Genomic DNA, 12,837 nt, shown 5'->3' with positions numbered 1-12,837 from the left:
TAAATTAATCAGACTGGCATTCTTTATGCAATATGAAATGCAATGTTTCATATCATTTTCAAGGAGCCGACATGAACCGCTTTGTGGTGGCCGAACCACTGTGGTGTACAGGATGTAATACCTGTCTCGCTGCCTGTTCGGACGTGCATAAAACGCAAGGTTTACAGCAACACCCGCGCCTGGCCCTGGCGAAGACGTCAACACTCACTGCCCCTGTCGTGTGTCATCACTGTGAGGAAGCCCCTTGCCTGCAGGTCTGCCCGGTCAATGCCATCTCCCAGAGGGATGATGCGATCCAACTCAACGAAAGCCTTTGTATTGGTTGCAAGCTTTGCGCCGTGGTCTGCCCATTTGGCGCAATCAGCGCTTCAGGAAGCCGTCCGGTGAATGCCCCTGCGCAATATGTTTTTCAGGCTGAGGGCTCACTCAAAGACGGCGAAGAAAACGTGTCGACCCAACATGCTTTGCTGCGCTGGGAACCGGGTGTCCAGACCGTCGCGGTGAAATGCGACCTGTGTGATTTCTTGCCAGAAGGTCCGGCCTGCGTTCGCGCTTGTCCGAATCAGGCGTTACGGCTGATCACCGACGATAGACTGCAACGTCAGATGAAAGAAAAACAGCGCCTTGCCGCAAGCTGGTTTGCCAATGGCGGGGAGGATCCCCTTTCCCTCACTCAGGAGCAACGCTAATGGATGCCCTGCAATTATTAACCTGGTCGCTGATCCTCTATCTGTTTGCCAGTCTGGCTTCGCTGTTTTTACTCGGTCTGGACAGACTGGCTATTAAGCTTTCCGGCATCACATCGCTGGTGGGCGGCGTGATTGGCATCATCAGCGGAATTACGCAATTACATGCAGGCGTAACTTTAGTCGCCCGTTTTGCCACGCCTTTTGACTTTGCCGATTTAACCCTGCGAATGGATAGCCTCTCGGCATTTATGGTGCTGGTTATCTCCTTGCTGGTGGTGGTTTGTTCGCTCTATTCATTGACTTATATGCGCGAATACGAGGGCAAAGGCGCGGCGGCGATGGGCTTCTTTATGAATCTTTTCATCGCCTCGATGGTTGCCCTGCTGGTGATGGATAACGCTTTTTGGTTCATCGTGCTGTTTGAAATGATGTCGCTGTCTTCCTGGTTTCTGGTCATTGCCAGGCAGGATAAAACGTCAATCAACGCTGGCATGCTCTACGTTTTTATCGCCCACGCCGGATCGGTGCTGATTATGATCGCCTTCTTGCTGATGGGGCGCGAAAGCGGCAGCCTCGATTTTGCCAGTTTCCGCACGCTTTCACTTTCTCCGGGGCTGGCGTCGGCGGTGTTCCTGCTGGCCTTCTTCGGTTTTGGCGCGAAAGCCGGGATGATGCCGTTGCACAGCTGGTTGCCGCGCGCTCACCCTGCCGCACCATCGCACGCTTCGGCGTTGATGTCTGGCGTAATGGTCAAAATCGGTATTTTCGGCATCCTGAAAGTGGCGATGGATCTGCTGGCGCAAACGGGTTTGCCGCTGTGGTGGGGCATTCTGGTGATGGCGATCGGCGCAATCTCCGCGCTCCTGGGCGTGCTGTATGCGCTGGCGGAACAGGATATCAAACGGCTGCTGGCCTGGAGTACCGTCGAAAACGTCGGCATTATTTTGCTGGCGGTCGGTGTGTCCATGGTCGGTCTGTCACTGCACGACCCGCTGCTCACCATGGTTGGACTGCTCGGCGCACTGTTTCATCTGCTCAACCATGCGCTGTTCAAAGGGCTGCTATTTCTCGGCGCGGGTGCGATTATTTCGCGTTTGCATACCCACGACATGGAAAAAATGGGGGCACTGGCAAAACGGATGCCGTGGACAGCCGCAGCATGCCTGATTGGTTGCCTCGCGATATCAGCCATTCCTCCGCTGAATGGTTTTATCAGCGAATGGTACACCTGGCAGTCGCTGTTCTCACTAAGTCGTGTGGAAGCCGTAGCGCTACAACTTGCGGGTCCTATTGCTATGGTGATGCTGGCAGTCACTGGTGGGCTGGCAGTAATGTGCTTCGTCAAAATGTACGGCATTACTTTCTGTGGTGCGCCGCGCAGTACACACGCTGAAGAGGCACAGGACGTGCCAAATACGATGATCGTCGCCATGCTACTGCTCGCGGCACTCTGCGTATTCATTGCGCTTAGTGCCAGTTGGCTGGCACCGAAGATAATGCACATTGCCCATGCGTTTACCAATACCCCTCCCGTCACTGTCGCCAGCGGAATAGCACTTGTACCCGGCACGTTTCATACACGGGTCACTCCCTCATTACTGTTGCTGTTACTACTGGCGATGCCTTTGCTGCCTGGCCTTTACTGGCTGTGGTGTCGTTCGCGCCGCGCAGCGTTTCGTCGCACAGGAGATGCCTGGGCATGCGGCTACGGCTGGGATAATGCGATGGCCCCGTCAGGCAATGGCGTGATGCAGCCGCTGCGTGTGGTCTTTTGTGCGCTATTTCGTCTACGACAACAGCTCGACCCTACGCTGAGGCTGAACAAAGGTCTTGCGCACGTCACCGCCAGGGCTCAGAGCACAGAACCCTTCTGGGATGAGCGGGTGATCCGCCCCATCGTGAGCGCCACCCAACGGCTGGCCAAAGAAATACAGCATCTGCAAAGCGGCGACTTTCGTCTCTATTGCCTGTATGTGGTCGCCGCACTGGTTGTGCTGCTAATCGCTATTGCCGTCTAAGGAAATCACCATGAGACAAACTCTTTGCGACGGATATCTGATCATTTTTGCGTTAGCACAGGCCGTGATTCTGCTGGCGCTAACCCCGCTTTTTACGGGGATTTCCCGGCAGATACGCGCGCGTATGCACTCCCGTCGCGGACCGGGGATCTGGCAGGATTATCGCGATATCCACAAACTGTTTAAACGCCAGGAAGTTGCGCCGACATCTTCAGGTCTGATGTTCCGCCTGATGCCGTGGGTATTAATCAGCAGCATGCTGGTGCTGGCGATGGCCCTACCACTATTTATTACTGTTTCCCCTTTTGCGGGCGGCGGCGATCTGATCACCCTTATCTATCTTCTTGCCCTATTTCGTTTTTTCTTTGCTCTTTCCGGGCTGGATACCGGAAGCCCCTTTGCGGGAATCGGTGCCAGTCGCGAGTTAACGCTCGGCATTCTGGTCGAACCCATGCTCATTCTCTCACTGCTGGTATTGGCGCTGATAGCGGATTCCACGCATATCGAGATGATCAGCAAGACGCTGGCGACGGGCTGGAACTCGCCGCTAACCACCGTACTGGCGTTACTGGCCTGTGGTTTTGCCTGCTTCATTGAGATGGGAAAAATTCCCTTTGATGTTGCTGAAGCAGAACAGGAATTACAGGAAGGCCCGCTGACCGAATATTCCGGTGCCGGGCTGGCGCTGGCGAAGTTGGGGCTGGGGCTGAAACAGGTCGTGATGGCATCACTGTTTGTGGCCCTGTTTCTGCCCTTTGGGCGCGCGCAAGAGCTTTCTCTCACCTGCCTGCTGACTTCACTTGTCGTTACGCTGCTCAAGGTTTTGCTGATTTTTGTTCTGGCCTCTATCGCAGAAAACACGCTGGCACGCGGGCGTTTTTTACTCATTCACCATGTGACCTGGCTTGGCTTCAGCCTTGCTGCGCTTGCCTGGGTCTTCTGGTTAACCGGTCTGTAAGGAGCACTGACGGAATATGGAAAATCTTGCTCTGACGACGTTATTGCTGCCTTTTATCGGCGCACTGGTCGTTTCGTTTTCGCCACAACGTCGGGCCGCCGAATGGGGGATTTTGTTCGCCGCGCTGACCACGCTGTGCATGTTGTCGCTGATCTCCGCGTTTTATCAGGCCGATAAAGTTGCCGTCACGTTGACGTTGGTCAACGTGGGGGATGTGGCGTTGTTTGGCCTGGTCATTGATCGCGTGAGTACGCTGATTCTGTTTGTGGTGGTGTTCCTCGGTTTGCTGGTCACGATCTACTCCACGGGTTATCTGACGGATAAAAATCGCGAACACCCGCATAACGGCACGAATCGTTATTACGCATTTTTGCTGGTGTTTATCGGCGCGATGGCGGGACTGGTACTCTCCTCAACGCTGCTCGGTCAGTTGTTGTTTTTTGAAATTACGGGCGGCTGCTCCTGGGCGTTGATCAGTTATTACCAGAGCGATAAAGCGCAGCGTTCAGCACTAAAAGCGTTACTTATCACTCATATCGGTTCGCTGGGGTTGTATCTTGCCGCCGCCACGCTGTTTTTGCAGACCGGAACGTTTGCGCTTAGCGCGATGAGCGAGTTACACGGCGACGCACGTTATCTGGTTTATGGCGGCATTCTGTTTGCCGCGTGGGGGAAATCGGCCCAGCTACCGATGCAAGCGTGGCTACCGGATGCAATGGAAGCGCCAACACCGATCAGCGCCTATCTCCACGCCGCATCGATGGTGAAAGTGGGCGTTTACATTTTTGCCCGTGCCATTATCGACGGCGGCAATATCCCGCATGTGATTGGCGGCGTTGGCATGGTTATGGCACTGGTCACCATTCTTTACGGCTTCCTGATGTATTTGCCACAGCAGGATATGAAGCGGTTGCTGGCCTGGTCGACCATCACTCAACTTGGCTGGATGTTTTTCGGCTTGTCGCTCTCCATCTTCGGCTCGCGGCTGTCGCTGGAGGGCAGCATCGCCTACATCGTCAACCACGCGTTCGCTAAAAGCCTGTTTTTCCTTGTAGCAGGTGCGCTGAGTTACAGCTGCGGCACGCGCTTGTTGCCGCGTCTGCGTGGCGTATTGCACACCCTGCCGTTGCCAGGCGTGGGTTTCTGCGTAGCCGCGCTGGCGATTACTGGCGTACCGCCGTTCAACGGCTTCTTCAGTAAATTCCCGCTGTTTGCTGCCGGTTTTTCGTTGTCAGTGGAGTACTGGATCCTGCTGCCCGCCATGATTCTGCTGATGATTGAATCGGTCGCCAGTTTCGCCTGGTTTATTCGCTGGTTTGGTCGCGTCGTGCCTGGCAAACCGAGCGAGGCCGTCGCCGATGCCGCACCGCTGCCAGGATCAATGCGCCTGGTGTTGATTGTACTGATTGTGATGTCGCTGATTTCCAGCGTAATCGCCGCGACCTGGTTGCAGTAAGGAGATGATGAATGACCGGTTCTATGATCGTAAATAATCTGGCGGGACTGATGATGCTGACATCGCTGTTTGTGATTAGTGTCAAAAGCTATCGCCTGTCATGCGGATTTTACGCCTGCCAGTCGCTGGTGCTGGTGTCTATTTTCGCCACTCTCTCGTGCCTGTTCGCCGCAGAGCAACTGCTGATCTGGTCCGCCAGCGCCTTTATCACCAAAGTGCTGCTGGTACCGTTAATCATGACTTACGCTGCACGAAATATTCCCCAGAACCTCCCGGAAAAAGCGTTATTCGGTCCGGCAATGATGACACTGCTCGCGGCGTTAATTGTCCTGCTTTGCGCATTTGTCGTTCAGCCCGTGAAGCTACCGATGGCTACCGGGCTGAAACCGGCGCTGGCGGTGGCGTTAGGTCATTTTCTGCTTGGCCTGCTGTGCATTGTCAGCCAGCGCAATATCCTGCGGCAAATTTTTGGTTACTGCCTGATGGAAAACGGCTCCCATCTGGTGCTGGCGCTTCTTGCCTGGCGTGCACCGGAACTGGTGGAAATTGGTATCGCTACCGACGCCATCTTCGCCGTCATTGTGATGGTGTTACTGGCAAGAAAAATATGGCGTACCCACGGCACGCTGAACGTGAACAACTTGACCGCGCTGAAGGGATAATGAGATGAGTTATTCTGTGATGTTCGCTTTACTCCTGCTCACGCCGCTGCTTTTTTCGCTGCTCTGTTTTGCCTGCCGGAAACGGGGGCACTCTCCGACTCGCGCGGTGACAGTATTACATAGCTTAGGGATCACACTGCTGCTGATTCTGGCACTCTGGGTGGTCCAAACAGCCGCTGATGCGGGAGAAATATTCGCTGCGGGACTGTGGCTTCATATTGATGGTCTGGGCGGTTTGTTCCTCGCCATTCTTGGTGTGATTGGCTTTCTCACCGGTGTTTACTCGATTGGCTACATGCGTCATGAAGTGGAGCACGGCGAGCTTTCACCCGTTACGCTGTGCGATTACTACGGTTTCTTCCATCTGTTTTTGTTCACCATGCTGCTGGTTGTTACCAGCAATAACCTGATTGTGATGTGGGCGGCGATCGAAGCCACCACCTTAAGCTCGGCGTTTCTGGTAGGCATTTACGGTCAGCGTTCATCGCTGGAAGCTGCATGGAAGTACATCATTATTTGTACTGTTGGTGTCGCTTTTGGTCTGTTCGGTACCGTGCTGGTATACGCCAACGCCGCCAGCGTTATGCCGCAGGCAGAAATGGCGATATTCTGGAGCGAGGTTCTTAAGCAATCGTCCTTGCTTGACCCAACATTAATGCTGTTGGCCTTTGTGTTTGTGCTAATTGGCTTTGGCACTAAAACCGGGCTATTCCCCATGCACGCCTGGCTGCCAGATGCTCACAGTGAAGCGCCGAGTCCGGTCAGCGCCCTGCTCTCCGCCGTATTGCTGAACTGCGCGCTGTTGGTGCTGATTCGCTATTACATCATTATTTGCCAGGCCATCGGCAGCGATTTCCCCAACCGGTTGTTGCTCATCTTCGGCATGTTGTCGGTTGCCGTGGCGGCATTTTTCATTCTGGTACAGCGGGACATTAAGCGTCTGCTGGCGTACTCCAGCGTGGAGAACATGGGACTGGTCGCGGTGGCGTTAGGCATTGGCGGGCCGCTGGGAATTTTTGCCGCGCTGCTGCACACCTTAAACCACAGTCTGGCAAAAACGCTGCTGTTCTGCGGTTCCGGCAATGTACTGCTCAAGTACGGCACGCGCGATCTCAACGTCGTCTGCGGAATGCTCAAAATCATGCCATTTACCGCCGTGCTGTTTGGCGGCGGTGCGCTGGCGCTGGCCGGGATGCCGCCCTTCAACATTTTTCTTAGCGAATTTATGACCGTTACCGCAGGGCTGGCGCGTAATCATCTGCTGCTTATCGTCCTGCTGTTATTGCTGTTAACGCTGGTGCTGGCGGGCCTGGTACGGATGGCTGCGCGGGTGTTAATGGCGAAACCGCCGCAGGCCGTTAACCGGGGTGAACTTGGCTGGTTGACCACCTCGCCAATGGTGATTCTGCTGGTCATGATGCTGGCGATGGGAACGCATATTCCACAACCTGTCATCAGGATCCTGGCGGGCGCTTCCACTATAGTCCTCTCAGGGACGCACGACCTGCCTGCACAACGTAGCACCTGGCATGATTTTTTGCCTTCAGGCACCGCATCTGTTTCGGAGAAACACAGTGAACGTTAATTCATCGTCAAATCGTGGCGAAGCGATTCTCGCCGCCCTGAAAACGCAGTTCCCCGGCGCGGTGCTGGATGAAGAGCGACAAACGCCTGAACAGGTCACCATTACGGTGAAAATCAATCTGCTGCCTGACGTTGTGCATTATCTTTATTATCAACATGATGGCTGGCTTCCAGTCCTGTTTGGCAACGACGAGCGGACACTTAACGGTCATTACGCGGTTTATTATGCCCTTTCTATGGAAGGGGCCGAAAAATGCTGGATCGTGGTGAAGGCACTGGTCGATGCCGACAGTCGGGAGTTTCCGTCAGTCACACCGCGCGTCCCTGCCGCGGTCTGGGGCGAGCGAGAAATTCGCGATATGTACGGGCTGATTCCGGTTGGCCTGCCGGATCAGCGTCGGCTGGTGTTGCCCGATGACTGGCCGGAAGATATGCATCCGCTGCGCAAAGACGCGATGGATTATCGACTGCGCCCAGAACCGACGACTGATACCGAAACGTATCCGTTTATCAACGAGGGCAACAGCGATGCGCGGGTGATCCCTGTCGGCCCGCTGCATATCACCTCCGATGAACCAGGTCACTTCCGCTTGTTTGTGGATGGCGAGCAAATTGTCGATGCTGATTACCGCCTGTTTTATGTCCATCGCGGCATGGAGAAACTGGCAGAAACGCGGATGGGCTACAACGAAGTGACCTTCTTATCCGACCGCGTGTGTGGGATTTGCGGTTTTGCCCACAGTGTGGCCTATACCAACTCGGTTGAAAATGCACTGGGGATTGAGGTGCCGCAACGAGCGCATACTATTCGCTCGATTCTGCTGGAAGTCGAACGGCTGCATAGTCATTTGCTCAACCTTGGCCTCTCCTGCCATTTTGTTGGTTTTGATACCGGCTTTATGCAATTTTTCCGCGTGCGGGAAAAGTCGATGACGATGGCGGAATTGCTGACCGGGTCGCGTAAAACCTACGGTCTGAATCTGATTGGTGGTGTTCGCCGCGATATTCTCAAAGAGCAACGTCTGCAAACGCTGAAACTGGTGCGCGAGATGCGCGCCGACGTGTCGGAGCTGGTAGAGATGCTGCTTGCCACGCCGAATATGGAACAACGCACTCAGGGCATTGGCATTCTCGACCGACAAATCGCCCGTGATTATAGCCCTGTCGGGCCGCTGATCCGCGGCAGTGGTTTTGCCCGTGATTTGCGCTTTGATCACCCCTACGCCGACTACGGTAATATTCCCAAAACGCTGTTTACCTTTACCGGCGGCGATGTCTTCTCCCGCGTGATGGTCCGTGTCAAAGAGACGTTTGATTCGCTGGCAATGCTGGAATTTGCCCTCGACAACATGCCGGATACCCCACTGCTGACCGAAGGCTTTAGCTATAAACCTCACGCATTCGCGCTGGGCTTTGTTGAAGCGCCACGCGGTGAAGACGTGCACTGGAGCATGCTCGGTGATAACCAAAAATTGTTCCGCTGGCGCTGTCGTGCCGCCACCTACGCCAACTGGCCAGTGCTGCGTTACATGCTGCGCGGCAATACCGTTTCTGACGCACCGCTGATTATCGGTAGCCTTGATCCCTGTTACTCCTGTACCGACCGTGTGACGCTGGTTGATGTGCGCAAGCGCCAGTCAAAAACCGTGCCGTATAAAGAGATCGAACGCTACGGCATTGATCGTAACCGTTCGCCGCTGAAGTAAGGACAGAAAATGCTGAAGTTACTGAAAACTATTATGCGCGCCGGAACCGCGACGGTGAAGTATCCCTTCGCGCCACTGGAGGTCAGCCCAGGCTTTCGCGGGAAACCGGACCTGATGCCCAGCCAATGTATTGCCTGCGGTGCCTGCGCCTGTGCTTGTCCGGCAAATGCGCTGACTATCCAGACCGACGACCAGCAAAATACGCGCACCTGGCAGCTCTATCTGGGGCGTTGTATTTACTGCGGACGTTGTGAAGAAGTGTGCCCGACCAGAGCCATTCAGCTTACCAATAACTTTGAACTGACCGTCACCAATAAAGCCGATCTCTATACCCGCGCGACGTTCCATCTACAACGTTGCAGCCGTTGCGAACGCCCGTTTGCCCCGCAAAAAACCGTCGCACTGGCTGCAGAACTGTTGGCACAGCAACAAAATGCACCACAAAACCGCGAAATGTTACGGGCGCAAGCGAGCGTCTGCCCGGAATGCAAACAACGCGCGACGCTGATCAACGACGACACAAATGAACCGCTGGTGGCTAAGGAGCAGCTATGAGTCCAGTGCTTACGCAACATGTCAGCCAGCCCATTACGCTGGACGAGCAAACGCAAAAGATGAAGCAGCATTTGCTACAGGATATCCGTCGCTCGGCTTACGTTTATCGCGTCGATTGCGGCGGCTGTAACGCCTGCGAAATCGAAATTTTTGCCGCCATCACACCCGTATTCGACGCAGAACGTTTTGGCATTAAGGTTGTTTCATCACCGCGTCACGCCGATATTTTGTTATTTACTGGCGCAGTCACCCGTGCGATGCGTATGCCTGCACTTCGGGCATATGAGTCTGCCCCCGATCATAAAATTTGTGTTTCCTACGGCGCGTGCGGTGTCGGCGGCGGTATTTTCCACGATCTTTACAGCGTCTGGGGCGGCAGCGACACCATTGTCCCCATTGATGTTTGGATCCCCGGCTGCCCGCCAACACCGGCCGCCACCATTCACGGTTTCGCCGTGGCGCTCGGTTTGCTGCAACAGAAGATTCACGCGGTGGATTATCGCGATCCCACCGGGGTGACCATGCAACCGCTGTGGCCGCAGATCCCGCCATCACAGCGTATCGCCATTGAGCGAGAAGCGAGGCGGCTGGCGGGCTATCGTCAAGGGCGAGAAATTTGCGATCGACTCCTGCGCCATTTAAGCGACGATCCTACAGGAAATCGGGTTAACACCTGGTTGCGCGATGCCGACGATCCACGTCTCAATAGTATCGTTCAGCAACTCTTTCGCGTACTCCGGGGGTTACATGACTGAAGAGTGCGGGGAAATTGTTTTCTGGACGCTGCGAAAAAAGTTTGTCGCCAGTAGCGACGAGATGCCGGAACACAGCTCTCAGGTAATGTATTACTCGCTAGCTATCGGCCATCACGTTGGCGTGATTGATTGTCTGAATGTCGCCTTCCGCTGCCCACTGACGGAATACGAAGATTGGCTTGCACTGGTCGAAGAGGAGCAAGCCCGACGTAAGATGCTGGGGGTGATGACTTTTGGTGAGATTGTTATTGACGCCAGCCACACCGCCCTGTTGACCCGGGCATTCGCGCCACTGGCAGATGACGCGACGTCGGCGTGGCAGGCGCGTAGCATTCAATTCATTCATCTGTTGGATGAAATTGTGCAGGAACCGGCCATCTATCTGATGGCCAGAAAAATTGCGTGAGAAGGATTTCTCATTAATAAGGACTGTTGATGGCTATGTCAGACGAGGCGATGTTTGCCCCGCCGCAAGGAATAACAATTGAAGCGGTAAACGGAATGCTCGCGGAGCGGTTAGCGCAGAAACACGGCAAGGCGTCTTTATTACGCGCCTTCATCCCGCTGCCGCCGCCGTTCAGCCCGGTACAACTTATTGAACTGCATGTTCTCAAAAGCAACTTCTATTACCGCTACCATGATGATGGCAGCGATGTGACGGCAACAACAAAGTATCAGGGTGAGATGGTCGATTATTCGCGCCACGCCGTCCTTCTCGGCAGTAGTGGAATGGCGGAGCTACGCTTTATTCGCACCCACGGCAGTCGTTTTACTCCCCAGGATTGCACACTGTTTAACTGGCTGGCACACATAATCACTCCGGTTCTGCAATCATGGCTCAATGATGAAGAACAGCAGGTGGCGCTGCGTTTGCTGGAGAAAGATCGCGATCATCATCGGGTACTGGTGGATATCACTAATGCAGTGTTGTCACATCTTGATCTCGACAATCTGATCGCTGACGTCGCTCGTGAGATCCATCATTTTTTCGGTCTGGCTTCAGTCAGTATGGTACTGGGCGATCATCGAAAGAACGAGAAGTTCAGCCTGTGGTGCAGCGATCTTTCTGCCTCACATTGTGCGTGTCTGCCACGCAATATGGCTGGCGACAGTGTATTGCTGACACAAACGCTACAAACCCGACAACCGACCTTGACGCACCGTGCAGACGATCTGTTTCTCTGGCAACGCGACCCGTTATTACACTTACTTGCATCTAACGGCTGCGAATCTGCGCTCCTTATACCGCTCACCTTTGGCAACCATACACCGGGTGCATTGTTGCTGGCGCATACCTCTTCCACTCTCTTTAGTGAGGAAAACTGCCAGCTACTACAACATATTGCCGATCGCATCGCTATTGCCGTTGGCAATGCCGATGCCTGGCGCAGCATGACCGATTTGCAGGAAAGCTTGCAGCAAGAAAACCACCAGCTTAGCGAGCAGCTCCTTTCGAATCTGGGCGTCGGTGACATTATCTATCAAAGCCAGGCAATGGAAGACCTGCTCCAGCAGGTAGATATTGTGGCGAAGAGCGACAGTACGGTGTTGATTTGTGGTGAAACCGGAACCGGCAAAGAGGTGATCGCCAGAGCGATCCATCAACTTAGCCCACGACGCGACAAGCCACTGGTCAAAATCAACTGCGCTGCCATCCCCGCCAGTCTTCTGGAAAGTGAGTTATTCGGTCATGACAAAGGGGCATTTACTGGTGCGATTAATACCCATCGTGGTCGTTTTGAAATTGCCGATGGCGGCACGTTGTTTCTCGATGAAATTGGCGATCTGCCGTTAGAACTTCAGCCTAAACTGCTGCGCGTATTGCAGGAACGGGAGATTGAGCGTCTCGGCGGGAGTAGAACGATCCCGGTAAATGTCAGAGTCATTGCCGCCACCAACCGTGATTTGTGGCAAATGGTTGAAGATCGCCAGTTTCGCAGCGATCTCTTTTATCGCCTGAATGTCTTCCCACTGGAACTGCCGCCACTGCGCGACCGTCCGGAAGATATCCCTCTTTTAGCAAAGCATTTCACGCAAAAAATGGCGCGCCATATGAATCGCGCAATTGACGCCATCCCGACCGAGGCGCTACGCCAGTTGATGTCGTGGGACTGGCCGGGCAACGTGCGCGAGCTGGAAAACGTGATTGAGCGAGCGGTACTACTGACTCGCGGTAACAGTCTGAATTTACATCTTAATGTCCGACAAAGCCGTTTACTGCCGACGCTAAATGAAGATTCAGCGCTTCGCAGTTCAATGGCGCAGTTGCTGCACCCGACGACGCCAGAGAATGACGAAGAAGAACGTCAGCGCATTGTTCAGGTATTGCGAGAAACCAATGGCATTGTTGCCGGGCCCCGTGGCGCGGCGACACGATTAGGGATGAAGCGCACCACGCTGCTGTCACGAATGCAGCGTCTGGGGATCTCGGTTCGCGAGGTGTTGTAATCTGCT

General features: G+C 54.4%; 11 protein-coding genes. All 11 read left to right on the top strand.

Annotated features, from left to right (window positions below; genetic code table 11):
• The first annotated feature begins 71 nt into the window (after nt 1-71).
• The 11 genes from hyfA to hyfR are packed head-to-tail and all read left to right on the top strand — an operon-like array spanning nt 72 to nt 12,831.
• The gene (gene hyfA, locus ACJHWR_RS12485; RefSeq protein WP_012311936.1) at nt 72-689 is read left to right on the top strand and encodes a hydrogenase 4 subunit HyfA; all 618 of its coding nucleotides are present in this window, start codon (nt 72-74) and stop codon (nt 687-689) included.
• The gene (gene hyfB, locus ACJHWR_RS12480) at nt 689-2,707 is read left to right on the top strand and encodes a hydrogenase 4 subunit B (RefSeq protein ID WP_000339473.1); all 2,019 of its coding nucleotides are present in this window, start codon (nt 689-691) and stop codon (nt 2,705-2,707) included. The genes hyfA and hyfB overlap by 1 nt, the downstream gene beginning before the upstream one ends.
• A gap of 10 nt (nt 2,708-2,717) precedes the next feature.
• Nucleotides 2,718-3,665: a hydrogenase 4 subunit HyfC gene (hyfC, locus tag ACJHWR_RS12475; protein WP_001361594.1), complete on the top strand. Its 948-nt coding sequence runs from the start codon at nt 2,718-2,720 to the stop codon at nt 3,663-3,665.
• Nucleotides 3,666-3,681: 16 nt separating this feature from the next.
• The gene (hyfD, locus tag ACJHWR_RS12470) at nt 3,682-5,121 is read left to right on the top strand and encodes a hydrogenase 4 subunit HyfD (protein WP_000429084.1); all 1,440 of its coding nucleotides are present in this window, start codon (nt 3,682-3,684) and stop codon (nt 5,119-5,121) included.
• An 11-nt stretch (nt 5,122-5,132) separates the two neighbouring features.
• Nucleotides 5,133-5,783, top strand: coding sequence for a hydrogenase 4 membrane subunit (gene hyfE / locus ACJHWR_RS12465; RefSeq protein ID WP_000147993.1), 651 nt, complete (start codon nt 5,133-5,135; stop codon nt 5,781-5,783).
• A gap of 4 nt (nt 5,784-5,787) precedes the next feature.
• Nucleotides 5,788-7,368 carry a hydrogenase 4 subunit F gene (gene hyfF / locus ACJHWR_RS12460; RefSeq protein WP_000122529.1) on the top strand — a complete coding sequence of 527 codons (1,581 nt, stop codon included), beginning with the start codon at nt 5,788-5,790 and terminating at the stop codon, nt 7,366-7,368.
• The gene (gene hyfG, locus ACJHWR_RS12455) at nt 7,358-9,073 is read left to right on the top strand and encodes a hydrogenase 4 catalytic subunit HyfG (protein ID WP_001102312.1); all 1,716 of its coding nucleotides are present in this window, start codon (nt 7,358-7,360) and stop codon (nt 9,071-9,073) included. Before hyfF ends, hyfG begins: the two co-directional genes overlap by 11 nt.
• Before the next feature lie 9 nt (nt 9,074-9,082).
• Complete coding sequence (hyfH, locus tag ACJHWR_RS12450) at nt 9,083-9,628, top strand: hydrogenase 4 subunit H (RefSeq protein WP_000916073.1); 546 nt, start codon at nt 9,083-9,085, stop codon at nt 9,626-9,628.
• On the top strand, nt 9,625-10,383 hold the full coding sequence (hyfI, locus tag ACJHWR_RS12445; RefSeq protein ID WP_000075546.1) for a hydrogenase 4 catalytic subunit HyfI: 759 nt from the start codon (nt 9,625-9,627) through the stop codon (nt 10,381-10,383). The genes hyfH and hyfI overlap by 4 nt, the downstream gene beginning before the upstream one ends.
• Nucleotides 10,376-10,789, top strand: coding sequence for a hydrogenase 4 assembly chaperone HyfJ (hyfJ, locus tag ACJHWR_RS12440; RefSeq protein WP_012311761.1), 414 nt, complete (start codon nt 10,376-10,378; stop codon nt 10,787-10,789). Before hyfI ends, hyfJ begins: the two co-directional genes overlap by 8 nt.
• Nucleotides 10,790-10,818: 29 nt before the next feature.
• Nucleotides 10,819-12,831 carry a DNA-binding transcriptional regulator HyfR gene (gene hyfR / locus ACJHWR_RS12435; protein ID WP_001251553.1) on the top strand — a complete coding sequence of 671 codons (2,013 nt, stop codon included), beginning with the start codon at nt 10,819-10,821 and terminating at the stop codon, nt 12,829-12,831.
• Nucleotides 12,832-12,837: the final 6 nt, after the last annotated feature.

The sequence above is a fragment of the Escherichia sp. WS568 genome, assembly GCF_046486085.1.
Taxonomy (GTDB): domain Bacteria; phylum Pseudomonadota; class Gammaproteobacteria; order Enterobacterales; family Enterobacteriaceae; genus Escherichia; species Escherichia coli.
The sequence above is the reverse complement of the archived record's forward strand: the minus strand, read 5'-3'. Positions and strand labels throughout refer to the sequence as shown.